Origin of the sequence: Novosphingobium sp. MBES04 (genome assembly GCF_000813185.1) — a bacterium.
GTDB lineage: Bacteria > Pseudomonadota > Alphaproteobacteria > Sphingomonadales > Sphingomonadaceae > Novosphingobium > Novosphingobium decolorationis.
In genome coordinates this window covers 638,337-658,006 of sequence record NZ_DF850489.1, presented here as the reverse complement: position 1 = coordinate 658,006, position 19,670 = coordinate 638,337, and the positions used below count along the sequence as shown (strand labels likewise).

35 protein-coding genes are annotated in these 19,670 nt (G+C 62.9%); 27 read left to right on the top strand and 8 right to left on the bottom strand.

Annotation, left to right across the window (positions count from 1 at the left end; genetic code table 11):
* From ssb to MBENS4_RS16695, 7 genes are all read right to left on the bottom strand, one after another.
* Window positions 1–501, bottom strand: coding sequence for a single-stranded DNA-binding protein (gene ssb / locus MBENS4_RS16720; RefSeq protein WP_039392921.1), 501 nt, complete (start codon window positions 499–501; stop codon window positions 1–3).
* 2 nt (window positions 502–503) lie between these two features.
* The gene (locus tag MBENS4_RS16715) at window positions 504–1,472 is read right to left on the bottom strand and encodes a hypothetical protein (protein ID WP_039392920.1); all 969 of its coding nucleotides are present in this window, start codon (window positions 1,470–1,472) and stop codon (window positions 504–506) included.
* A gap of 10 nt (window positions 1,473–1,482) precedes the next feature.
* Window positions 1,483–2,214 (bottom strand): ERF family protein, encoded by a 732-nt coding sequence (locus MBENS4_RS24280; RefSeq protein ID WP_052322473.1) that lies wholly within the window; start codon window positions 2,212–2,214, stop codon window positions 1,483–1,485.
* Between the two features lie 136 nt (window positions 2,215–2,350).
* On the bottom strand, window positions 2,351–2,608 hold the full coding sequence (locus tag MBENS4_RS16705) for a hypothetical protein (RefSeq protein WP_039392917.1): 258 nt from the start codon (window positions 2,606–2,608) through the stop codon (window positions 2,351–2,353).
* 97 nt (window positions 2,609–2,705) lie between these two features.
* The gene (locus tag MBENS4_RS16700) at window positions 2,706–3,005 is read right to left on the bottom strand and encodes a hypothetical protein (RefSeq protein ID WP_144400984.1); all 300 of its coding nucleotides are present in this window, start codon (window positions 3,003–3,005) and stop codon (window positions 2,706–2,708) included.
* Window positions 3,006–3,273: 268 nt separating this feature from the next.
* Window positions 3,274–3,801, bottom strand: a complete 528-nt coding sequence (locus MBENS4_RS25500) for a hypothetical protein (RefSeq protein WP_144400983.1) — start codon at window positions 3,799–3,801, stop codon at window positions 3,274–3,276.
* Entirely contained in the window at window positions 3,794–4,129 is a 336-nt protein-coding gene (locus MBENS4_RS16695; RefSeq protein ID WP_159108093.1) for a helix-turn-helix domain-containing protein, read from the bottom strand. Before MBENS4_RS16695 ends, MBENS4_RS25500 begins: the two co-directional genes overlap by 8 nt.
* Window positions 4,130–4,223: 94 nt before the next feature.
* Here MBENS4_RS16695 and MBENS4_RS16690 point away from each other — a divergent pair, with 94 nt between their 5' ends.
* From MBENS4_RS16690 to MBENS4_RS16610, 23 genes are all read left to right on the top strand, one after another.
* Window positions 4,224–4,466 carry a helix-turn-helix domain-containing protein gene (locus MBENS4_RS16690; RefSeq protein WP_144400982.1) on the top strand — a complete coding sequence of 81 codons (243 nt, stop codon included), beginning with the start codon at window positions 4,224–4,226 and terminating at the stop codon, window positions 4,464–4,466.
* 538 nt (window positions 4,467–5,004) lie between these two features.
* Window positions 5,005–5,127 carry a hypothetical protein gene (locus MBENS4_RS27235; RefSeq protein ID WP_255352670.1) on the top strand — a complete coding sequence of 41 codons (123 nt, stop codon included), beginning with the start codon at window positions 5,005–5,007 and terminating at the stop codon, window positions 5,125–5,127.
* A gap of 178 nt (window positions 5,128–5,305) precedes the next feature.
* Window positions 5,306–5,758 carry a hypothetical protein gene (locus MBENS4_RS16680; RefSeq protein WP_039392911.1) on the top strand — a complete coding sequence of 151 codons (453 nt, stop codon included), beginning with the start codon at window positions 5,306–5,308 and terminating at the stop codon, window positions 5,756–5,758.
* Window positions 5,758–5,952 (top strand): hypothetical protein, encoded by a 195-nt coding sequence (locus MBENS4_RS16675; RefSeq protein ID WP_039392909.1) that lies wholly within the window; start codon window positions 5,758–5,760, stop codon window positions 5,950–5,952. Before MBENS4_RS16680 ends, MBENS4_RS16675 begins: the two co-directional genes overlap by 1 nt.
* Window positions 5,953–5,963: 11 nt before the next feature.
* The gene (locus MBENS4_RS16670) at window positions 5,964–6,200 is read left to right on the top strand and encodes a DUF2312 domain-containing protein (RefSeq protein WP_039392907.1); all 237 of its coding nucleotides are present in this window, start codon (window positions 5,964–5,966) and stop codon (window positions 6,198–6,200) included.
* On the top strand, window positions 6,200–6,388 hold the full coding sequence (locus MBENS4_RS16665; RefSeq protein WP_039392906.1) for a hypothetical protein: 189 nt from the start codon (window positions 6,200–6,202) through the stop codon (window positions 6,386–6,388). The genes MBENS4_RS16670 and MBENS4_RS16665 overlap by 1 nt, the downstream gene beginning before the upstream one ends.
* Window positions 6,385–6,552 (top strand): hypothetical protein, encoded by a 168-nt coding sequence (locus tag MBENS4_RS25915; protein WP_159108092.1) that lies wholly within the window; start codon window positions 6,385–6,387, stop codon window positions 6,550–6,552. Before MBENS4_RS16665 ends, MBENS4_RS25915 begins: the two co-directional genes overlap by 4 nt.
* Window positions 6,549–6,998: a hypothetical protein gene (locus MBENS4_RS16660; RefSeq protein ID WP_052322472.1), complete on the top strand. Its 450-nt coding sequence runs from the start codon at window positions 6,549–6,551 to the stop codon at window positions 6,996–6,998. Before MBENS4_RS25915 ends, MBENS4_RS16660 begins: the two co-directional genes overlap by 4 nt.
* The gene (locus tag MBENS4_RS27630) at window positions 6,995–7,165 is read left to right on the top strand and encodes a zinc finger domain-containing protein (protein ID WP_445321520.1); all 171 of its coding nucleotides are present in this window, start codon (window positions 6,995–6,997) and stop codon (window positions 7,163–7,165) included. Before MBENS4_RS16660 ends, MBENS4_RS27630 begins: the two co-directional genes overlap by 4 nt.
* Entirely contained in the window at window positions 7,162–8,085 is a 924-nt protein-coding gene (locus MBENS4_RS25495; RefSeq protein WP_159108091.1) for a helix-turn-helix domain-containing protein, read from the top strand. Before MBENS4_RS27630 ends, MBENS4_RS25495 begins: the two co-directional genes overlap by 4 nt.
* Window positions 8,086–8,095: 10 nt before the next feature.
* Window positions 8,096–8,551: a hypothetical protein gene (locus MBENS4_RS16655; RefSeq protein WP_144400980.1), complete on the top strand. Its 456-nt coding sequence runs from the start codon at window positions 8,096–8,098 to the stop codon at window positions 8,549–8,551.
* The gene (locus MBENS4_RS25910) at window positions 8,548–8,712 is read left to right on the top strand and encodes a hypothetical protein (protein WP_159108090.1); all 165 of its coding nucleotides are present in this window, start codon (window positions 8,548–8,550) and stop codon (window positions 8,710–8,712) included. The genes MBENS4_RS16655 and MBENS4_RS25910 overlap by 4 nt, the downstream gene beginning before the upstream one ends.
* The gene (locus MBENS4_RS16650) at window positions 8,709–9,008 is read left to right on the top strand and encodes a hypothetical protein (protein WP_039392902.1); all 300 of its coding nucleotides are present in this window, start codon (window positions 8,709–8,711) and stop codon (window positions 9,006–9,008) included. Before MBENS4_RS25910 ends, MBENS4_RS16650 begins: the two co-directional genes overlap by 4 nt.
* On the top strand, window positions 9,005–9,391 hold the full coding sequence (locus MBENS4_RS25490) for a hypothetical protein (RefSeq protein WP_144400979.1): 387 nt from the start codon (window positions 9,005–9,007) through the stop codon (window positions 9,389–9,391). Before MBENS4_RS16650 ends, MBENS4_RS25490 begins: the two co-directional genes overlap by 4 nt.
* Window positions 9,388–9,942 carry a hypothetical protein gene (locus MBENS4_RS16645; protein WP_039392901.1) on the top strand — a complete coding sequence of 185 codons (555 nt, stop codon included), beginning with the start codon at window positions 9,388–9,390 and terminating at the stop codon, window positions 9,940–9,942. The genes MBENS4_RS25490 and MBENS4_RS16645 overlap by 4 nt, the downstream gene beginning before the upstream one ends.
* The gene (locus MBENS4_RS16640) at window positions 9,929–10,129 is read left to right on the top strand and encodes a hypothetical protein (RefSeq protein ID WP_039392900.1); all 201 of its coding nucleotides are present in this window, start codon (window positions 9,929–9,931) and stop codon (window positions 10,127–10,129) included. The genes MBENS4_RS16645 and MBENS4_RS16640 overlap by 14 nt, the downstream gene beginning before the upstream one ends.
* Window positions 10,126–10,752 (top strand): putative metallopeptidase, encoded by a 627-nt coding sequence (locus MBENS4_RS16635; protein WP_039392899.1) that lies wholly within the window; start codon window positions 10,126–10,128, stop codon window positions 10,750–10,752. The genes MBENS4_RS16640 and MBENS4_RS16635 overlap by 4 nt, the downstream gene beginning before the upstream one ends.
* Window positions 10,753–10,754: 2 nt before the next feature.
* Window positions 10,755–11,228 carry a DUF2280 domain-containing protein gene (locus MBENS4_RS16630; RefSeq protein ID WP_039392898.1) on the top strand — a complete coding sequence of 158 codons (474 nt, stop codon included), beginning with the start codon at window positions 10,755–10,757 and terminating at the stop codon, window positions 11,226–11,228.
* A gap of 116 nt (window positions 11,229–11,344) precedes the next feature.
* Window positions 11,345–11,494 carry a hypothetical protein gene (locus tag MBENS4_RS25905; RefSeq protein WP_159108089.1) on the top strand — a complete coding sequence of 50 codons (150 nt, stop codon included), beginning with the start codon at window positions 11,345–11,347 and terminating at the stop codon, window positions 11,492–11,494.
* Window positions 11,491–12,921: a phage terminase large subunit gene (terL, locus tag MBENS4_RS16625; RefSeq protein ID WP_199904428.1), complete on the top strand. Its 1,431-nt coding sequence runs from the start codon at window positions 11,491–11,493 to the stop codon at window positions 12,919–12,921. The genes MBENS4_RS25905 and terL overlap by 4 nt, the downstream gene beginning before the upstream one ends.
* 42 nt (window positions 12,922–12,963) lie before the next feature.
* Window positions 12,964–14,859, top strand: coding sequence for a phage portal protein (locus MBENS4_RS16620; protein ID WP_084592209.1), 1,896 nt, complete (start codon window positions 12,964–12,966; stop codon window positions 14,857–14,859).
* Between the two features lie 2 nt (window positions 14,860–14,861).
* Entirely contained in the window at window positions 14,862–15,146 is a 285-nt protein-coding gene (locus MBENS4_RS16615; protein WP_039392897.1) for an Acb2/Tad1 domain-containing protein, read from the top strand.
* A 223-nt stretch (window positions 15,147–15,369) separates the two neighbouring features.
* Entirely contained in the window at window positions 15,370–16,176 is an 807-nt protein-coding gene (locus MBENS4_RS16610; protein WP_039392896.1) for a phage minor head protein, read from the top strand.
* Here MBENS4_RS16610 and MBENS4_RS25485 read toward each other — a convergent pair.
* Window positions 16,173–16,538 (bottom strand): hypothetical protein, encoded by a 366-nt coding sequence (locus MBENS4_RS25485; protein ID WP_159108088.1) that lies wholly within the window; start codon window positions 16,536–16,538, stop codon window positions 16,173–16,175. The two genes, MBENS4_RS16610 and MBENS4_RS25485, sit on opposite strands and share 4 nt — an antisense overlap.
* A gap of 208 nt (window positions 16,539–16,746) precedes the next feature.
* Between MBENS4_RS25485 and MBENS4_RS16605 the strand changes: the two genes are divergently transcribed.
* From MBENS4_RS16605 to MBENS4_RS16590, 4 genes are read left to right on the top strand one after another with little or no spacing between them, the layout of a single operon-like run.
* The gene (locus tag MBENS4_RS16605; protein WP_052322471.1) at window positions 16,747–17,880 is read left to right on the top strand and encodes a DUF2213 domain-containing protein; all 1,134 of its coding nucleotides are present in this window, start codon (window positions 16,747–16,749) and stop codon (window positions 17,878–17,880) included.
* A 12-nt stretch (window positions 17,881–17,892) separates the two neighbouring features.
* Window positions 17,893–18,342 (top strand): structural cement protein Gp24, encoded by a 450-nt coding sequence (locus MBENS4_RS16600; RefSeq protein ID WP_039392895.1) that lies wholly within the window; start codon window positions 17,893–17,895, stop codon window positions 18,340–18,342.
* A 10-nt stretch (window positions 18,343–18,352) separates the two neighbouring features.
* Window positions 18,353–19,360, top strand: a complete 1,008-nt coding sequence (locus MBENS4_RS16595; RefSeq protein ID WP_052322470.1) for a major capsid family protein — start codon at window positions 18,353–18,355, stop codon at window positions 19,358–19,360.
* 4 nt (window positions 19,361–19,364) lie between these two features.
* Window positions 19,365–19,667, top strand: a complete 303-nt coding sequence (locus MBENS4_RS16590; RefSeq protein WP_039392894.1) for a hypothetical protein — start codon at window positions 19,365–19,367, stop codon at window positions 19,665–19,667.
* The last annotated feature ends 3 nt before the right edge of the window (window positions 19,668–19,670 follow it).

Below are 19,670 nucleotides of genomic sequence, written 5' to 3'. Positions count from 1 at the left end.
CTAAAACGGAATGTCGTCGTCGAGGTCATCGCCCCAGCTACTGCCGGAACTGCCCCAATCGTCGTTGCCCTTGCCGGATTGACGCTGCCCGCTGTCACGATCATCATAGCCGCGCTTTCGCTCGCCACGTTGATCGCCGCCTCCATTGCCCTGCAGGCTGTCGAGCATCACGATCTTGCCGCCGATGCCGCTCACGACGACCTCGGTCGAATAGCGATCGTTCCCATCGCGATCCTGCCACTTGCGGGTGCGGAGCTGCCCCTCGACGTAGACCTTTGAGCCTTTGCGCAAGAACCGTTCGACAACCCCAACGAGGCCTTCTGAGCCGACTACCACGCTGTGCCACTCGGTACGTTCCTTGCGCTCGCCGGTCTGGCGGTCCTTCCAGCTTTCGCTCGTGGCGATGCGCATGTTCGCGATCTGGCCACCGTTCTGGAAGCTCCGCAATTCCGGATCCGCACCAAGGTTGCCGACGAGAATGACCTTGTTGACGCTCGCCATACTCAAGCCGCCTTCTTCGTTTCGATGAACGCCACGCCGGGGATTGTGCGGCGGGTGGCCTCGTTCCGGGCATCCTTGTCGGCGAGCTCCTGAAGCAGCGCGTGGAATGCTTCCGGCTGCTGGGCGAGGTAGTGCAGCAGGGCTGCCTTTCGATCCGTGATCTCGGCGTGCCAGGTGGAGCGCAGACCAACTGCGCGAAGGCCTTCACCACCGCCGGCGCGCACCTTCTCCTTCGAAAAGCCCTTCGCTTCACGGATCAGTGCTTCCGCATCCGACAGCATGGTGTCAGCCCGGTCGATCTCGCCCAAATCCGTCGAGGTCTTTGCCTCTTCACGAGCAGCAAGCGCTTCCTGCGCCGCCTTGGCCGCAGCTGCAGCTACCTCGCGCTCACGGACGCGGCGTTCGGCTTCCTTCTTGTTGAGCCAAACGGTCAGGACGTTGTTGAGCGCGAAGATGGCCTTGCTTGCTTTGCCCGGGTTCCGGTTCTTCATCGGCGCGATGTAGGCGTTGTAGCGATCCTGGATCTCGGCAACCTTCTCGTCGAAGGGCTTCTTCTCAGTCTGGCGCAGCTGGTCCGCGTACGCCGTCGACTGCTGGAGCATGCCGCGCAACTTGCCGACTTCATCTGCCTGCGCGTCGTTCGTGATCTCGGCGCCATCGGCCCAGTTAGCAGCCTCCTCGAGAAGGTCGTCGAGATCGGCCTGGACCGCATTCCATGCGCCCGGTCCGGCATCAATCTCCTCGATCGCCGGGCCGCCATTGTCGCCTATCTGGGCGACGGACTGCGTCGTAGTGCCCTCGGAAGCCTCAGCCGCAGCTTCGAGCTTCTCGATGTGCGCCGTGAGCACGTCGATCTCTTCGGCCCGCTCGGGCTCGCCTCGCACGAGCTTGTCTCGCGCGTTCTTGGCATAGCGGAGAGGCATCGTCGCGATTTCGACCGGCCCCTTGCTGGATTTGTAATGGGTCAACATGGGTTGCTCCTCAGAACGGCAGGTCAGCCGGATCGATGTCGTTGAAGTCGCTGCCATCGCTCTGGCCAGCGCGGTTGGTATCTTCCTTGGCCATCGCGGCCAGGCGCTGCTCGAGGCGCTCGACGATCTCGGCATGCTGCTTGCCGTTGAGGCGGCGCAGGTCCTTGACCTTGTAGTGATCGCAGATAACCGCGGGCGTCGTGTTTGTAGCTCTCAGCAGGTTCCCCAGCTTGGCGAAGGCGTCGTCGGGCATGCCCGTCGACCTGGACTGGCGAGGCTCGACCTGGGGTGTGTCGGAATCGGCGTCGTTGTCGCCATCGGTCGGGATCGCGAAGGCCATGAACGCCGCGTACTTGTAGGCCGCCGACATCGCCTTGTTCGTCGCCTTGTCGGCGCGATCCATCGCCTCGCCATAGGTCCGGATCGTGTGCTTCGAACCATCCTCGGCCGCGATCAGGTCGAATTCGGCCGTCACGGTGACGTAGAACATCGCGTCACCCTTCTTGCTCTGCCGTTCCTGGCAGTCCCGCTCGATGATGCGGGGAAGGATATTCAAGCCATGCTTGGCGAGGATCGGCGAGAGAGCGTTGTAGACGTCGTCGATCCCGCGGAAGTTGTAGCGGTCGAAGCTGTTCTGCCGTTCCTTGGAAATGCCCTCGCGAGCGATGTCCGCCTGGACGGCAGCAATCTTCCCGTAGACCGCAGGGACAGCCGCAGCCTCAATCTTGGTTTGTGCGTTCATCGCTGAATTCCTTGGCCCGCGGCGGCACCAACGCCGCGAGCTGGTTTCGCAGTACCGGCAGGGGGGATGGGGGGCGCCGGTTGGTGCTGCGTCGGGAGAATTTGGGGAGGCAGTCAGCGGCGACCGCCCTGCCCGCTTAGTTCGCTTGGATTGCGAAGAAGATCAGCGACCAGAGGCCGACCGCGACGAGCGTGACGCCCATCCAGGCGATGCCCTTGGCGATGCCCGGCTCGCGGCGCAGGCCCATTTCATCGGAAAAGCCTTCCTCGCTCGCCTTGAGCTGGCGATATCGCTCGCCGGCCAGGCGGAGCGCGTCGTAGTGGCTCTGACGCTGGCGCGGCTTTCCGGCGGTGTGGGCGGGCTGGCCATTCGCAAGCGTGGCGATCTTGGCCATCACAGCTCCCCTGCCTTCACCATGCGTTCGAGCACAAAGTCGAACAGGTCGATGAAGTTGTCGAAGGTGGCGTAGCCGCGCCCGGTCTTGAGGCGGATCATGCCGCCCGGCCGAACTGGGGGCTGTCAGGATGGTGCATACCAAAGGTGACGCGCTCGCCGCGGTAGAGGTCTCCCTCAGGCTCGTGACGGTCCGCCCACTGGGCCGTGGCCTTGTCGAGCGCGTGATAGGCGTCGTTGAACGTGTCGATGAAGGCGTCGCTCAGATCGCTGTAGCGCCCCTCGATGATCTTGAAGGCGATGTCCGCCAGCTCATCCTGAGAGCACTGCGAGAGCAGCAGGCCGATCGCGTCAATGCGCTGTTCGGCAGTTCGGATTGTGGGAATGGCAAGGGCCATGATGATCTCCAACTTGGCCGGGCCTGCGCTTTCGGCTCACCGGCTGCTGGAGATGGACTTACACTCTGCGTAAGTTTAGTGTCAACGAGAAAATTACATCCCGCGTAAGTATATTGCATCCGGCGTCATGCGCACGAATCGCCACGCTAAGCATGGCGCTCGGCAGTGATGTAGGAAACAGGAGATTTGAGAATGGATCCCATGGACTGGACTGCCATCGCGATGTCGGTCGCGACGATCGCTATTTCGGTGAATGTCGAAATCAGGGCTAGACGCTTAGAGCGGCTACAATGGGAGCGGGATCTAGCTGCTCTAGGCGATCAGCCATATCGACGTTACCTGGAATATTGCGATAGGCCCTGGTCAATGAGAGCGCGCCAATGGCGTCATGAGCTGCGAGGTAAATGGCAACGCGTAGCTCGGTTCGCCTTTCTATCACGTCGGCTAGGAGTTCGGGAGGCACTTCGACGGGATGAAGAACCAATCTCTGTTCCCCAGCCTCTAGATGATGAGACGCTTTTGCGACTTCGATTGCTTGGGGTTCATCTTCGGGACCGTCGTGTAGCCAAGATGATATCCCGGCGCTGGTTATGGACAGCGAAGCCGGGCCAACATTCTTGATCGTAATTCGAAGCATTGGTTTTCCGCCATGAAATAGGTTCATGACACGAGATTCGATAATCTCTAATCTGCCGCGATCCAGCTTCTCTTTTCTGGAAATTCGCCATTGTGCATGGCCTGCGAGCAAGAGCGCGCCCGCCGAAATGGCCAGAGCCAAGCCTGAGGCATCAGCCATCAGTGCCGTTACCAGCTCTCATGCCCTCGATATAGGCGATCACGCGAGCCTGCTCGATCTCATCGAGATGGCGAACCATGTCGATGACCTGACCCTCCTTCGTTGGGTCGCGCCCGATCAGCTCCCACGGCTCGCAGCCATAAATCTCGGCCAGAGCCAAGAGAACGCGCTCACTGTAGGGCTGCTTCCCATTCTCTAGGCGCGACAAGCTCGCCTCGGTAGTGGGAAGGTTCGGATCGTCCATCCCTTCCAAAGCCGCGACTACTTGCGCCTGCGTCTTGTGCGCAAACTTCCGCCACTGCTTGAGATAAATGCGCTTGTCGGCCATGCCCGCCATTATCTGGCATCCGGCGTAACTCGGTAATGCCATCGGGCGTAATTCAGGCTTGACCCTGAACTTACATGGGGTGTAAGTCTCATGCATGACGCTAGATGCCTACCTAAAAAGCGGAGCGATGACGCCCGCCGAGCTTGCGCGGAAGACTGGCCTGAGTGCGGTCTCGATAGGGCGCATCCTGTTCGGTGAACAGAACGCCTCGCACAGCGCGATCAAAGCCATCGTCAAGGCGACCGGTGGGAAAGTCACCGCACATGATCTTGTCTTCGGTCGCCCACGCGATGCCAGCGAGAAGCGCTCGATGGCCCCCCAAGGCCGCGCCGCATGAGCGCTCACGACGACAGCGCCCCCGCTACTGCAGAGCGGAACCGTCTGCTCGCAGCTGGCGGGCGATTTCGAGTAAGCCTTGACCAATTTCATCGGCTTGGTCCGCTGACATTGCAAAGTTCACCGCAAGTGGACGAGCATCGTCCGCTTCCGGCTCCGCCCGTATCCGAACGAGGCATGTCCGCATCACTGCGGCCATCTGCCATCCATCCACCACGTGAGCCCGCACATTGCCATCGTCGTCCGGGCCCCATGTCTCCGGAGATCCAGGGCGTATCGATTTTTCCGTCATCCGCATTCCTTTCCTGCGCAGACTTCACGGTCTCGTCGGGAGAGTCCACCCCGGTGAGCGCCACATGACCCGGCATAGCTTCATATTCGCAGCCCCCAGCATGTCCGATAAACCCGACACGCTCAGCAATCGATTCACGAGCACGCCGCGCAACTCGCGCCCGCTCTGCTCGGTCTGCCACCAGGAACACTGCCACCATAGCGATCTCGAATACGCTGGCATCGTACCCGCGCGGGAGGCTCGATAGATGCCTCACGCTCTGCTCTTCCGCGCCGTTCTGCTGACCGCAGCCAAGGCTCAGATCGCTCATCATTTCACCACCGCCCGCCCGGCGCTGAACGACAATGTCGATCCGCCAGACGCAGCATGACTTTCCCCGGAGCCTCCGGGTCGCCGGTCGGTGACCGCCGCAAACGCGGCACCGGCCAAACGAACTCTCCACGCGGCCCTGCAGAGGCCGCGCGCCTGTCGGGGCTGGTCTTCCCCCTGTTGGCCAGCCCCGGCCCTTCCACTTTCGCTCCATTCCATACCGCCGAGGTAACCCAGCAATGAACCGGCAATCCACACCGCAGCGCAGCATCTTTTCCGCTTCAGCCGTGCTTGAGGCGATCGCGCGCGAACTGACGACGATCAAGGCCGAGGATGGCCTCACCGATGCTGACATCGGCCGGATCCTCGGCAAGAGCGAAGATCAGGCAGCGAAGTACCGCACCGGCCTCGCAGAGATGGGCGTCGTCGCCTTCGCGGCGGCCAAGCGCGAATGGAATGGGCGGTTCACTGGCTCGCTGGATCAGCTGTGCATCACGAGCCGCCCCGGCCTCGCCACCTTGCACGATCGTCGCGCCCAATCCGACGTCCTGAAGGCCGCCCTGGCGCTGTCCGAAGCCCTCGAAGACGACGACGCGATCAGCGCCGAAGAGGTCCGCCTTTGCCGATCCGACCTGGAGAAGGCTCGGGCTGCGATCGAGGCGCAGCTCGCCAAGCTGAAGCCGGCGGCCTGATGCCAACTCCGGACAGCCTCGAAGCTCATGAGGAGCTTGTCCGGCTCGCCGAGCGCCGCCTGCGCCGCGCCGTTGAGAAGCGCGATTCCGCCCAGGCCGAATGGAACGATGCAGTTCGCGCCCATCACGAAGCCGTCGAAGCCCGCGCTGACTGGATCGCGAACTGCCCCGACGAACAACCCCTGATGCTTTGAAAGGACCTGAAATGGCCGCAGTGACTGATGACCGCCTCCGCCTGCTGATCGAACGTATCGAGCGCCTGGAGGAAGAGAAGAAAGGCATCAGCGACGATGTCCGTGACGTCTACAACGAGGCCAAGGCTATCGGGTATGACGTCAAGATCATGCGCCAGATCGTGCGTCTCCGGAAGATGAAGCCGGACGACCGCCGCGAGATGGACATGGTCCTCGAAACCTACCGCGACGCCCTGGGCCTCGACTGATGCTTCGCCTGTTCAGCCGCAAGCAGCCAGAGGCCCCGGCGATCGACGTCAGCGCCGCCGCTGCTGCGCTGAGCAGGCATCGCATGTCCGAACAGCAGGCGAAGCAAAGGGCGATGACAGATCGCCTGCGCTCTGACCTGCGCGCCAAGGGCAAAGACCTCCCCCCGATTGATTGGAGCAAGCTGTGACTTGCCAAACACGAGCCGAGCGCCAGGCTGCCAACCGCATCCGCGACTACAACCAGCGCTACCACCTGCCCAAGCAGCTCGAAGCCGCGCGGGCAAAGGTTGTCATGCTCGAACGCAAAGCGATCCGCATGGGCCTTCCCGAACTGGTTGGGGCCGATCGGTGAGCACGACGACACCCGCCTTCCTTGTGCGCCTGATGCAGTATCGGGGGCTGTCGCGCTCGATCCGGGTAGGCCCGGAGGATGCGGAGTGCCTGGCTTTCGCGACCGAGTTGCGCGCGGCTGCCCTTGAAGGACGCCTGCGCGCTGTGTTCACTCATCCGGCGAATGAGCTCGCGGGCATGGTCCGCAAGGGCCCCGGCGGCAAAGTGATAGTCCCCGCCCAAGTAGCCCTTGCCCGCGCCTTGGGGCTGATCACTGGAACCTCAGATTACCTCTTCCTGATGGAGGCGGGCTCCCTCGCGATCGAATTCAAGTCGAAGACCGGCTCGATGACGCCGGGCCAGAAGGACTTCCGTGATTGGTGTCTGGCGATGGGAGTACCCCATCACACCGTGCGAAGTGCCGCCGCCGGCCTGCAGATCCTCCGTGACGTGGGGGCGCTGACGTGAGGCAGTACCTCCCCGGCCATGTCAGCCGACGTCGTGCGGCCTTGGATGTCTCATGCCCTCAGTGCGGCGCCTTGGTTCACCGGCCATGCATTGGTGTGCGCGGGGCCATCAGGCGCGCTCTTCACCAAGACCGATATGCAAAATCAGAAGGGCAAATCCCAGCATGAGCAACCACCTCACATCTGAGGTCTACAAGCGCCAGGTGGGCAACATCGCCCGCAAAGCCGTCATGGTGCTCATGGCTGACAAGGCGAGCGACGACGGGTCAGGTATTTGGGCTTCGAAGCAGCGAATGGCAGATGAGATCGGCGCCTCCAAGCAGACCGTCATCTCAACCATCCGTGCGTTGATCGAAGACGGCCTTCTCCTGGAGCATGGGCAGCGTCGCTGCGCCAACGGATATACCGTCGAATACGCAATCAACGTCCGCGCTCTTCGGGCTCTGCCGTTCGTCAAATCGCATGCCGATGACCAGTCAGAGAATTTGACCGGTCAAATTGCTTCACCGGTCAAGAAGACAGACCCCACCGGTCAAAATCCTTTACCCCACCGGTCAGAGAATTTGACCCAAACCACCCAAGAACCATCCTTGAACCTATCGGATGCTTCGCATCCTCAAGGCGCGCGCATCACGAAACCCGATCGCGCACCTTCGAGGAAGTCAAAGACGCTCGCTCCCGCCATACCGGATTGGATGCCGATGGAAGCCTGGGACGGATACGTCGCGATGCGTGACCGCATCCGGAAACCCATGACCGACCGCGCCAAGGAACTGATGATCGCGAAGCTCGATCGCTGGCGCGCCGATGGCCACGATCCTGGTGCGATCCTCGATGACGCCACCGAACACAGTTGGACTGGACTTTATCCCCCCAAGGAAGACCGAAATGCAGCAAATCGGAACAATTACGGATCGCGTCCATCAGGCCGCCCTGAGCCCGACTTCTCCGGCCCCGCGTCCGGCTTCGCCCGACGCGCTGCAGCAGCTCGATCTCGCGAAAGTGCCGGAACGCCTGACGGACCGGATGCTGGCCCGGCTCGAGGAGATCGCGGCGGCGCCCTTGCCCCGGCCCGTACCCTGCTCTGAGGCCGAGTTCATGGAGGCAATGGCCGTCCTTGCGGTCGCACTGCCGAGCCAGCACCGCGGCGAGGTTTCCAAGGACGTTCTGGCCGAAGCCTATCGGCAGGCCCTCGGCAATTATCCGGTCGCTGCCATCCGCGCCATGCGGGACGAGGCCCTGCGCCGCTGCCAGTGGTTCCCGACCATCCGGGAGTGCCTGGACATGCTGAGCCAGATCGCGCCGAGCAATCCGCTGGAAAGCAAGCGCGGTGTGGTGTTGCGCCGGATCTCCGATGAACGCCAGGCCCGGTTCGAGGAAGCAATGGCCCGGCTCGCCGCCGGCGAAGTCTCGCAAGACGATATCGACGCCATGCCTGATCGATGGAAGCGGATCGGCGAAACGCGGTCGCACCTGTGGCGCTGCGACTGCGGCAGCTACGTGCTTCGCCCGCGCCGCGCTGCACCGCCCGACAATCGAGAGGCCACTGCATGACCGCCCGGCCGCGTCCAGGCGAGGACAATGGCCGCCTGCTCGGCCTGATCGCCACGAACCGGATCACCCGCGCCCAGCTCAACGAACGCCGCAAGGCCGGCGAGTTCAAGGACATCCACCGCGGGCTGATCGAACACGCATTGCAGGAGGCAGGTCTATGATCCGCATCACCTCGCACGCCATCACCAGAGCGATGGAGCGGCTGCCGGGTATCCAGTCCGAAGCCGAGGCTATCGCCGCGCTGGATACTCCGGCCGTGCAGTGCGCCGCGGAGTTCGCGAAAGGCGCCAAGGTTCACGTCAAGCGCGATACCGGACAGCGCATCGTCATCGAGGACGGCAAAGTGACAACAGTCCTCCCGCCGAACACGTGGAAGCATAAGCTCGGCACAGAGTGGGACCGCATCCGTCAGCACGCCCGAGGGTGGGCGCGATTTTGCAGAGGGGATGAGGGATGACCCGTATGTTCACGATCTCACCCGCAGAGGGGTGGCGGGTAGGTGATCGCGCATACTGCGTCGAAGGTACGCGGTGTGCGCATCCGAGCTTGGAAGCGGGCAAGGTCTACGTCGTCTCCGGGGTTATTCCGGTGAGCAACTGCGTCGGCGATGGCCTGAACCTTGAGGGCGTTCTGGCTCCGGACGGCATTCATGGCTTCTGGAGTAGCCGGTTCGTGAAACTGCGGCGCGGCATGCGTTCGATCGATCAGGTCGCTCGTGCGACAACACCAGCTTGGATGGATGCTTATCGCCGCAACAACGGGTTGGGCATCCATACTGTGCGCCGGCCGAAGCGGCCAATGGCCTGCCCCACTCACAACCCGAACAAGGGGGAAGCATGAACGCCGTCACCATCATCGCGGCGCCGACCGGCGCCCTCACCGACTGGGTCGAAAAGGGCCGTAGCCTCGTAGCCCAGCGTCTGGACGTAGACTGGGCCATTGCCGACTGGATGGCCGAGGGCAAGGAAGCCGGCCACCTCAGCCAGGCAAAGTTCGACTTCCTGAGCGACAACCTCGGACTTGCCCCAAAGCGCCTCAAGGACGCACTGAAGGCCGCGACCAACTTCCCGCCGGCGCTGCGCGACACGCGACTGTCCGTCGAGCATCACGCCGCGGTTGCCAGCCTCCCCAAGGACGAGGCGCTCCCCCTGCTCAAGCGCGCCTCGAGCGAACACCTCCAGGTGCAGGATCTGCGCGAAGCCGTGACCCAGCGCCGCTACGAGACTGGGGCCCTATTCGACGACGAGGACACCGACACAACGCTGTGCACGCTGATCGTGCGCGCTTGGAACCGCGCCACGCCCGATGCCCGCGAGAGCTTCATGGAGCTGGCGAAGACGGTAAAATTCGGGATCATCGACGAGGATGAGGTGCAAGATGGCGAAGAGTAAGCTCCTGCCCACCTGTGCGCCCAAGCCGATCCCGCCCGAGTTCCTCGAGAAGTTCGTCCAGCATGGCTGGCGCCGGGTCGAGAACATGTGGGGCAAGTCCACTGTGCTCGCCTGGTCGAAGGTGATCGGCCGGAAGCGCATGGCCGAGATGCGCAAGCAGTACCTCAAGGGGAAGAAAGCGCAGTGACCCGCCCCTATCCTCCCGAAGAGCTCGTCGATCCGTCGAACCTTGAAATGCCGGACCGCTTTGAGCCCGCCCCGGACCTGCAAGCATGGATCCGTGACACGTTCCTCGCCGAGACGAGCCCGCTCTACAACGCCGAGCACATCCATTTGCGCGAGGCCGCGCTCGGCGTTCTCTGGACCAACTGCGACAACAGCAAGAAAGGGCGCACCGTCATCGGCCAGGCAGAGCAGATGCCACCGATGGCCATGGGCAAGTGGCAACGGGCCCGGGCAGTCCAGCAGATCGAAGAGTGGTTCGACGGAATGCCCGATTTCCTCCTGACGTTCAGCGCGCCCGCTGCCGCTGGCATGGATGATCCGTCGTTCTGCGCCCTGGTCGAACACGAGCTTTTCCACTGTGCCCACAAGCTGGATCAGTACGGCATGCCTGCTTTCGGTAAGGACGGGCGGCCGATCTTCACCATGCGGTCGCATGACGTCGAGGAGTTCGTCGGCGTGGTCGCGCGCTATGGGGCCGAGGCGGCAGGCGTGGCCGCAATGGTCGATGCCGCCAAGCGCGCACCGCTGATTGGTCGAGCATCCATCGCCGGCGCTTGCGGCACCTGCTCATTGAAGGTTGCTTGAATATGGCTGCTCGCAAAAAGGCGATGACCGATGAGGTGAAAGCCTTTGTAATTCAGGCGCTCGCGTCGTTCGATAGCCCCTCTCAGGTCGCTACTGCCCTCAAGGACGAATACGGGATCATTCTAACCCCGCAGGCGATCCAGACGTACGACCCGACGAAGCACGCCGGTCGCAACCTGTCGCAGAAATGGCGGGTGATGTTTGAGGCTGCTCGAAAGGCGTTCACCGAGGACACGTCGACCATCGCGATCGCGCACCGGGCCACCCGGCTCCGAGCGCTACAACGCATGGCCTCGGCTGCCGAACGCAAGGGCAACTTCCCGCTGGCCGCACAGCTGCACAAGCAGGCCGCCGAAGAGATGGGCAACGCGTACACCAACCGGCGCGAGGTGACCGGCAAGGACGGGAAGGACCTGCCCGCTGCGGCGCCGGCCGTCGCCGTGTTCGCGCTGCCGGACAATGGGAGGGACGCGTGAGGGTCAAGGTCACTGAACGCGACCTGCGACACGGGGGTAACTCGGTGCGTTTCGGTTACGCGATCCTCGCGTGCGAGGGATACGCACCCTCATGCTCCGATCAGGGGCGCTGCACCATGGATGGCCGCTGCTTCGATAGCGCCCCGCATCTGGTCGCCGCACGCATGATCGAAAGCCTTATACCCAAGGACGGCCGAGCCGGGATTCACTACGCCTACCTGCGCCGTGCCGCGGATAACTTGCGCGAGGAACGCGTCCACCTGTGAACGCCCAAGCCTCGATTTCTCCCGGCATAGGCCACAACGGCGGCCCACAAATCACCGCCGAGACGATCAAGCCCCAGCCAGGCCCGCAAACCGAGTTTCTCAGCAGCGCCGCCGACATCGTCATCTACGGCGGCGGTGCCGGCGGCGGGAAGACGTGGGGCCTGCTCATGGAGCCGCTGCGCCACGTCAGCAATCCCGGCTTCGGCGCGGTGTTCTTCCGGCGCTCCACGGTCCAGATCCGCAACGAGGGCGGCCTGTGGGACGAGAGCACCACGCTCTATCCCCTCCTGCGCGCCGAGCCGAAAGAGCACACCCTCTCGTGGACGTTCCCGACCGGCGCCAGCGTCTCGTTCGCTCACCTCGAGCACGACAAGACCCGCTTCAACTGGCAGGGCAGCCAGATCCCGCTCATCTGCTTCGACGAGCTGACCCACTTCACGCCTACCCAGTTCTGGTACATGGTCAGCCGCAACCGTTCGATGTGCGGCGTCCGGCCGTACATTCGCGCGACCTGCAACCCCGATGCCGACAGCTGGGTGGCCGACCTCATCGCATGGTGGATCGACCAGGATACCGGCCTGCCGATCCCAGAACGCTCGGGCAAGCTGCGCTGGTTCGTTCGCGTTGGGGAAGACCTGCGCTGGGCGGATGATCCGGCGGACCTCGCCCAGTACACCATGCTCAACGACGCGGGCGAAAGCGTGCCGATCCCGGCGAAGTCGCTCACGTTCATTCCGGCCAAGCTGACCGACAACAAGGCGCTGATGGCCGCCGATCCGGGCTATATGGCGTCGCTGCTGGCTCTGCCCCTCGTCGAGCGTGAGCGCCTGCTAGGTGGCAACTGGAAGATCCGGCCTGCCGCGGGGCTCTACTTCCAACGCGCTTGGTGCCGCGTGGTCGACGCCGTGCCCGCCGGGACCGTGTTCGGCGTCGGCTACGATCTTGCGGCCACTCCGCCCTCGCCCGAGAACCCGAATCCAGACGCCACGAGCCGGACCAAGGTCGGTCGCATGCCCGACGGTCGCTACATCGTCGTCCACAACAACACCATTCAGGCCACACCGGCGGGCGTCGAGACGTTCATCAAGAACAACGCATCGCAGGACGGAAAGGCGGTGACGATCTCGCTGCCACAGGACCCCGGGCAGGCTGGCAAGAGCCAGGTCAAAGCGCTGACGCTGATGCTGTCGGGCTACACGGTCCGGTCCAGCACCGAGACTGGTGACAAGGTCACGCGATTCGGGCCCTTCTCCGCGCAGGCTGAGGCTGGCAACGTCGACGTACTGCGCGGGGAGTGGAATGATCCGTGGTTCACTGAGCTGGAGGCGTTCCCGTCAGCGAAGCACGATGACCGGGTAGACAGCACCTCGCGCGCGTTCGAGGTCGTGTCGCAGAGCAAACGCTACAACATGTCGAACCTCACCTGACAGCGGTAATTCCCGCAAGTTTCCGCAACTACCCTCCCCCGCATGGCCTGGATCACCGATAGTCTCCGTGGCGCGATCGAGGCAGTCGGCCGCCTAAACCCGCTCGCACGCTTCACCGGAGGTGGCCCGGCCCTCCCCGGCATCTTCACGCACCAGCTGGCCCTCGCCGCCTACATGTCATCGGGCATGATGCGGAAGGTCATCGCCATTCCGGCCGAGGACCGCGTGCGCGAGTGGCGCGACTGGCAGGCTGCCAAGGAGCAAATCACGGCGCTGGAAGAGGAAGAGGAGCGCCTCGCCCTCATCGCCAAGGTGCAGGAAGCGGAAACCCTGCGCGGCATCGGCGGCGGCGCCCTCATCATCATCACGACCGGCGACCATGCCGAGGAACTCAAGCCTGATGCCATCGGCAAGGGTGGCATTGTCGCGATCAACGTGGTCTCGCGCTGGCAGATACGGGGCAAGGACTGGATCCGCGATCTCGCTTCGCCACAGCACGGTGAACCCACGATGTGGGAGATCGAGGGCGAGAACGGCACCCAGATCAGAATCCACCCAAGCCGGGTCATCCCGTTCCGCGGCGCGCGCATTCCCGCTGGCGGCGCGATCTCCGACGAAGACGCCTTCTGGGGCGACAGTCGACTCCTGCGGGTATTCAACGAAGTCACTCGCTCGGATGAGACACAGGCATGGTTCGCTGCGCTCGTGCGCAAGGCCAAGCTCCTGCGCATCGGCATCCCCGACCTCGACAGCCGCGATCCCGAGCAGCTCGCCCGGCGCATGGAGGTCATCGCCCTGGGCGAGAGCAGCCTCAACGCAACGGTCTACCGATCCTCGGGCGGCCAGGACGATGCAGGCGAAAAGCTCGACGACTATCAGGTGACCTGGGCTGGCATCCCCGCGATGATGGACGCCTTCGATCAGCGCGTCGCCGCCGTTTCCGATATCCCGTTCACGCGCCTGACCGGCCGTTCCCCAGCTGGCATGAACGCCACCGGCGAGAGCGACGACCGGAACTGGAACAAGATGGTCATGTCCGGCCAGCAGCTCGAGACGCGCCCCTGCCTCGCCAAGCTCGACCCGGTCTTGATCCGCTCGGCAGGCGTATCGCCGGACGGCATCTGGTGGAAATGGGCACCGTTGTCGATCGAGACCGACAAGGAAGCGACCGAGCGCTTCAAGGTCTGGACCGACGCCATGGAGAACGTGCGCGTCAGCAGCGCCGTCCCAGATGAGGCCTACAACAAGGGCTATCAGAACGGGCTCATCGAAAACGGCTTCATTCCGGGCATTGACGCCGCACTAGACGATATCCCGGAAGACGAACGCTACGGTCTCAACCCAAGTGCGGACGGCACCGACCCGTCAGCGCTACAGTCGAGCGAAGGAGGTGATCCTGCATCTGCCGGCGGCGGGACGAACGTGCCCGCCGGCCGCGCCACGCAAGATGGGTTCTTTACGGATGCCCAGCCTCGCCCTCTCTACGTCCAGCGCAAGCTTCTCAACGCCTCCGAGCTGATCACCTGGGCAAAGAAGAACGGATTTACCTCCACGCTCGCCGCGAGCGACATGCACGTTACGGTGCTCTACTCGCGCACTGCCGTCGATCCGATGAAGATGGGCGAGAGCTGGGCCGGTGACGACCAGGGCCGCATTCGCGTAAAGCCCGGCGGCCCGCGCGCGATCGAACGTTTCGGTGAAAATGCCGTCGTCCTGCTGTTCGCCTCGTGGGAACTGGAGAGCCGACATCGTTCCATGGTCGACGCTGGCGGTAGCCACGATTTCGACGAGTACCACCCGCACGTCACGATCTCATTTGAGGCGCCGGCGGACATGGACCTGACTGCAGTGAAGCCTTTCACCGGCGCGCTGGAATTCGGGCCTGAACTATTCGAGCCGCTGGACCTCGATTGGAAACGCAAAATCACGGAGAACTGAGCATGACCGAACACGTTGATAGCGCGGGCTGTGACCGCACCGCAAACAACGCCGTCCGCCACACCTTCCGCGTCCTGAGCGAAGCCGAGAAGGCGCAGATGGTGGCAATCAAGGACGAGGGCGCCGAATTCCTCAACCTCATCGAAAGCCTTCGTACCACGCCCGAGCAGGCCGGGGAGATCAACGGCGATACCGTCGCCATCTGCACATTCGATCGCGAACTGAACATCGCTGCCGAGAAGGTCGAGGAAGCCGTCATGTGGGCGGTGAAGCACATCACGGCCTGATCATGGCAATCGAGGTGATCCGCCATGGTCATTTGCCCGAAAATGACCAGTTCGACGTAACGTGTCGCAGGTGCAAATCGGAACTTCGCTTCCTGCGTAGCGATGCCAAGTTCACCAGCGATCAGCGCGACGGTGATTTCGTTACGGTGTCGTGCCCAGTGTGTGCCGATCCAGTCCATGTTGCATCGAACAAAGGCAGGCCGCCACCGCCTAGGCAAGGCTGATGCCTCGCTTCGACCTCGCCTCCCTCACCCGCCGCGCCTATCCAGGCCTACGCCGCTCGAGCATCGTCCTGCGCGACATCGTGCCGCCGGCCACGCTCGCCACGAACCTTTACCGCGCGACCTATGCCCGGGTGATCGCCGCATGGTCCGCTGCCCTGCCCGCCATCGAGGAAGCCTACGCACGCACCATCGCCGAGATGACGACGGACAGCCCCGCCGACGTGCAAGCCGAGATCGATCGCGCTTCGGAGGGCCTCACCCGGCTGTTCCTGCTGTTGACACCTGAGGTCCGAAACTGGGCCCTGCGCACTGAGCAGTGGTACCGCGGGAAATGGCGTGGCGCAGTGCTGAGCGCGACCGGCGTGGACTTGGACACGATGTTGGGCGCCGGGGACGTCCGCGCCTCGCTGGAAACGCACATCGAGTGGAACACGTCGCTCATTAAGGACGTGAGCAATCAAGCGCGCCAGCGGATCGGAAATGCGGTGTTCGACGGGCTGCGGAATCGGACGCCGGCGCGCGATGTGGCCAAGTCCATGCGTGAGGCGGTCAGCATGGGGCGACGCCGATCGATCGCGATTGCGTCGGACCAGCTCAACAAGCTGACGTCGTCGCTAGCGGATGAGCGGAGGCGCGAAGCCGGAATCGATACCTGGAAGTGGCGATCAAGCCACAAGCTGCATTACCGCCCCGAGCACGCGGCGCGGGACGGGAACGAGTACACCGATGCGACGGCACCGCAGGATCTGCCGGGACAGTTGCCGTATTGCGGGTGCCGGTCGCAAGCTGTGATGAAATTTGACTAATAGCTTGCAAGACTATCGGCTTCGAATTCAAAAAGAGTGATCTTTTCAGGACCGCTCCCCCTGACAATTCTCCATTTCTTGAAACCAACGGTCGCCGCATCAAGATTCCTGCGGATGACATCGCTATACCCGACTTCCACATCGATTAAATTTGAAAATCCGTGCCCGTCAGCAGCCACAATACTAACGCCATGAAAATCTCTGGATCGGCGAAAAGCACCTGCAGGCTGACTTATCAGCTCACCTTTAAAAGCAGAAGATAGGTCTACTTCAATCAAGACATTATCAAAAATGAGAGCCTGTTCCTCACGCCCTCCTTCCAATGGATACCCTTGCCCTTTCAAATCCCCCTCGAGGAACATCACATGATTCTTATCCCCGCCAGTTATCAAAACTGGTAAATTACCTCGCCTCAAAAGCCGGCAGAATGCAGTTCCCTTGACCGAATTGATATCGCCGACTGTTATTGACGTTGATTCAAAAAAAGGTCATTTCGCCTCCAGAATGAGCAGACATTTCTGCAACCTATAACGGTAAACTGCCGATACTCCGAAACATATTGTCCCGCCTATGCAATTTCGGGACAGCCTCACCCTTGATGCCCCGCGCCGCCTCAATGATGGCGCCATGGCCGTCCGCGCCCGGGCCGCCCGAACCGGCGTCTACCAGTACGCTGGCTCCGAGGTAGATCCCGAGAACAAGCACAACCTGCGCGATACCGCACTGGTCAACGTTCTGCGCGACGACGGCACCGTGTTCGACGAGAAGTCGGTCCGTTCGTTCATCGGCAAGCCGATCACTGACGATCATCCCGCAGCTCCCGTCACGACCTCGAACTGGCGTGACCACGCGCGCGGCACGATCATGGGCGCAATGCGTGACGGCGAATACCTCGCCTTCGACCTCCTGCTCACCGACGCCGAGGCGATCGCCAAGGTCGATGGCGGCAAGCGCGAGCTGAGCAACGGCTACAGCAGCGACCTGCAGTTCGGCGACTTCACTGCGCCCGATGGCACCAAGTGCCAAGCACGCCAGACCTCCATTTCCGGCAACCACGTCGCGCTCGTCGATCGAGGCCGCGCAGGTTCCGAATGCGCCATCAAGGACGGGTTCGCCGTCTGCGACACCCTTCCCTCCAACCTCTTCGATTCCTTCACCCAGGAGAAGCCCGTGAAGACCATCCTGATCGACGGGCTGACCGTCGACATGGCGAACACCGATACGGCCATCGCCACCGTGCAGACGCTCATCGCCGCGCGCGATGCTGCCACCGCCCAGGTCACCGACCTGACCTCGCAGGTCGCGACCCTGACCGCCGAGAGCCAGACCAAGGACGCCAAGATCACCACGCTCGAGCAGCAGGTGAAGGACGCAAAGCCGACTCCGGCCCAGCTGCGCGAAGCCGGCAAGGCGCTGATGGTAACCGCCGACAAGGCCAAGTCGCTCGGCGTCACCGTCTCCGACGAGATGGACGAGACCGCGATCATGACCGCCACCGTCACCAAGCACATGGGCGATGCCGCGAAGGACTGGTCCGCCGACCAGATCGCCGCCTCGTTCGCCGTCCTGACCAAGGACGCGAAGCCGGAAGTCAAACCGATCGGTGCACCCAAGCCGATTAACGACAGCACCGCCGCTGCGGCGAACGCCCGAGCCGAATGGCTCGCAGACAAGCAGACCGCCTATCGCGGTCAGGCCGCCTAAGGAGATATCGACGTGGGCATCCTTCAGAGCACCTTCAACGAGGACATTCCCTACGGCTATCCGGGCATGGAAGCCGATGGCGAGCTGTCCAACATCCTCAGCGCAATCCTCGAAGGCGAAGACGCCTGTGCGTTCGGCGCGCCGGTCTTCCAGGGTTCGGCAGATCGTGGCGCGGTGCTCACCGTGTCGGCCGATCTTCTCGGATTCGCCATCGCGCACAAGGGCAATGTCGTCACGGCTGATCGTGCTGCCGACACCTATGCCCCCGGCGACACGCTTCCGGTCAAGAACCGAGGCAAGATCTGGGTCACTTCTTCAGTCGCTGTCGCAAAGAAGGACCCCGTCTATCTGACGGCCGCAGGCGCCATCACCAACGTCGACACCGACAACACGGCTGCCGATGGCTGGGAATTCGACGACACCATCACTGCTGCGGGCCTCGTCCGCATCGTGCGCCGCTAAGGGGGGCCACATGACCAAGATTTTTTTCGATAGCGTCGCCGCAGCAGTCGCACACCTGGCAGCGCAGGACGCATCGGTTGCGGCCTTCGTCGACGGTATCCGCGGCGTCGACCTGAACGACGCGCAGCAGGTCAATGCGTTCCTTGTTCCGCAGCTGCTCCGAGTTGAGCAGGGCGTCTACATGATCAAGTACCCGGCGGCGGACTATGCCGAATTCATGCCGGTGGACACGCAGGGCACCATCTGGTCCGCTGGCTCGCTCTACTATTCGGGCGACATTGCCGGCAAGCCGGAGTGGTTCGATGCGGCCGCCGACGACATGCCTTATGCCGACGCAAGCCGCACCCAGTTCCTGCAGGAGAACTGGATGGCCGCGATTGGCTACAAGTGGAACCGTCTGGATCTCGAACGTGGCCAGCAGCTCGGCATCAACGTCCTTGCCGACAAGGCGGATGCTGCCAGCAAGTCGGCTGAGCGCTTCATCCACAAGACCGCGCTCCGCGGCGATGGCGTGAAGTTTGCGACCGGCTTCGTCAACAACCCGCTGGCAACCACGACCACGGGGGCCGCTGCGATCACTGCCGCATCCGATGCCGACGACGATCTCGCGATCATCGAAGACGCCATCAGTTCGGTCGAGCAGAACACGGGCGAGACCTACCAGGCCGATACCATCGCCCTGCCCTCGACCACGTTCAACATTCTGCGCAAGAAGCGCTTGGCTGGCACGACCATGAGCGCTCTTCAATATCTGCGCGAGAGCACGGATCGTGGCCCGTTGACCATCAAGAAGACCCGACACCTCGAGACCGCGGGCGCCGGCGGTACCAAACGCATCGCCGCGTATGCGAACACGCCGGAGGTACACCGCTTTCATCTGCCAGGCGGCGGCCATCAGCTATTCAACAGCCAGCCCTATCAGAAGGGCCCCTTCTCGTGGGAGGTCCCGGGCCTGATGGCGATCGGCGGTTACGAGAACCGCATCCCGAAGGCCATCACCTTCGTCGACGGAGTCTGAGACCATGGCGAGCATTACCAACCACACCCAGGGCATGCGCGGCATTCGGATGAAGGACGGGTCGACCGTTTGGGTCGAGCCTGGTGCCTCGGCTGACATCGACAAGTCGAAGGCTATCGCAATCCCCGACATGGGCAGTGAGCCGTCCTCGAAGTCAGCGGACAGCGCCTCCACCAAGGAGCTCAAAGCCCAGGTAGCGAGCCTGACCAAGCAGGTCGCGGACCTGACGGCCGAGCGCGATGGTCTCGCCTCCGATAAGGATGCGCTGACCAAGCAGGTCGCAGACCTGACGGCCAGCAAGTCCTAATCA

Coding starts and splice junctions, on each gene's coding strand:
- MBENS4_RS16695 (WP_159108093.1), bottom strand. CDS start 4,129: ATGGCCGACAAGCGCATTTATCTCAAGCAGTGGCGGAAGTTTGCGCAC.
- MBENS4_RS25910 (WP_159108090.1), top strand. CDS start 8,548: ATGACCGCCCGGCCGCGTCCAGGCGAGGACAATGGCCGCCTGCTCGGC.
- MBENS4_RS25485 (WP_159108088.1), bottom strand. CDS start 16,538: ATGTTCCTCGAGGGGGATTTGAAAGGGCAAGGGTATCCATTGGAAGGA.
- MBENS4_RS16595 (WP_052322470.1), top strand. CDS start 18,353: ATGACCAAGATTTTTTTCGATAGCGTCGCCGCAGCAGTCGCACACCTG.
- MBENS4_RS16665 (WP_039392906.1), top strand. CDS start 6,200: ATGCTTCGCCTGTTCAGCCGCAAGCAGCCAGAGGCCCCGGCGATCGAC.
- MBENS4_RS25500 (WP_144400983.1), bottom strand. CDS start 3,801: ATGGCTGATGCCTCAGGCTTGGCTCTGGCCATTTCGGCGGGCGCGCTC.
- MBENS4_RS16590 (WP_039392894.1), top strand. CDS start 19,365: ATGGCGAGCATTACCAACCACACCCAGGGCATGCGCGGCATTCGGATG.
- MBENS4_RS16615 (WP_039392897.1), top strand. CDS start 14,862: ATGACCGAACACGTTGATAGCGCGGGCTGTGACCGCACCGCAAACAAC.
- MBENS4_RS16715 (WP_039392920.1), bottom strand. CDS start 1,472: ATGTTGACCCATTACAAATCCAGCAAGGGGCCGGTCGAAATCGCGACG.
- MBENS4_RS16670 (WP_039392907.1), top strand. CDS start 5,964: ATGGCCGCAGTGACTGATGACCGCCTCCGCCTGCTGATCGAACGTATC.
- MBENS4_RS16630 (WP_039392898.1), top strand. CDS start 10,755: ATGGCTGCTCGCAAAAAGGCGATGACCGATGAGGTGAAAGCCTTTGTA.
- MBENS4_RS16655 (WP_144400980.1), top strand. CDS start 8,096: ATGGAGGCAATGGCCGTCCTTGCGGTCGCACTGCCGAGCCAGCACCGC.
- ssb (WP_039392921.1), bottom strand. CDS start 501: ATGGCGAGCGTCAACAAGGTCATTCTCGTCGGCAACCTTGGTGCGGAT.
- MBENS4_RS16605 (WP_052322471.1), top strand. CDS start 16,747: ATGCAATTTCGGGACAGCCTCACCCTTGATGCCCCGCGCCGCCTCAAT.
- MBENS4_RS25495 (WP_159108091.1), top strand. CDS start 7,162: ATGAGCAACCACCTCACATCTGAGGTCTACAAGCGCCAGGTGGGCAAC.
- MBENS4_RS16675 (WP_039392909.1), top strand. CDS start 5,758: ATGCCAACTCCGGACAGCCTCGAAGCTCATGAGGAGCTTGTCCGGCTC.
- MBENS4_RS24280 (WP_052322473.1), bottom strand. CDS start 2,214: ATGAACGCACAAACCAAGATTGAGGCTGCGGCTGTCCCTGCGGTCTAC.
- MBENS4_RS16640 (WP_039392900.1), top strand. CDS start 9,929: ATGGCGAAGAGTAAGCTCCTGCCCACCTGTGCGCCCAAGCCGATCCCG.
- MBENS4_RS25905 (WP_159108089.1), top strand. CDS start 11,345: ATGGATGGCCGCTGCTTCGATAGCGCCCCGCATCTGGTCGCCGCACGC.
- MBENS4_RS16680 (WP_039392911.1), top strand. CDS start 5,306: ATGAACCGGCAATCCACACCGCAGCGCAGCATCTTTTCCGCTTCAGCC.
- MBENS4_RS16700 (WP_144400984.1), bottom strand. CDS start 3,005: ATGGCCCTTGCCATTCCCACAATCCGAACTGCCGAACAGCGCATTGAC.
- MBENS4_RS16610 (WP_039392896.1), top strand. CDS start 15,370: ATGCCTCGCTTCGACCTCGCCTCCCTCACCCGCCGCGCCTATCCAGGC.
- MBENS4_RS16690 (WP_144400982.1), top strand. CDS start 4,224: ATGACGCTAGATGCCTACCTAAAAAGCGGAGCGATGACGCCCGCCGAG.
- MBENS4_RS16620 (WP_084592209.1), top strand. CDS start 12,964: ATGGCCTGGATCACCGATAGTCTCCGTGGCGCGATCGAGGCAGTCGGC.
- MBENS4_RS16645 (WP_039392901.1), top strand. CDS start 9,388: ATGAACGCCGTCACCATCATCGCGGCGCCGACCGGCGCCCTCACCGAC.
- MBENS4_RS16650 (WP_039392902.1), top strand. CDS start 8,709: ATGATCCGCATCACCTCGCACGCCATCACCAGAGCGATGGAGCGGCTG.
- MBENS4_RS16705 (WP_039392917.1), bottom strand. CDS start 2,608: ATGGCCAAGATCGCCACGCTTGCGAATGGCCAGCCCGCCCACACCGCC.
- MBENS4_RS25490 (WP_144400979.1), top strand. CDS start 9,005: ATGACCCGTATGTTCACGATCTCACCCGCAGAGGGGTGGCGGGTAGGT.
- MBENS4_RS27235 (WP_255352670.1), top strand. CDS start 5,005: ATGCCTCACGCTCTGCTCTTCCGCGCCGTTCTGCTGACCGCAGCCAAG.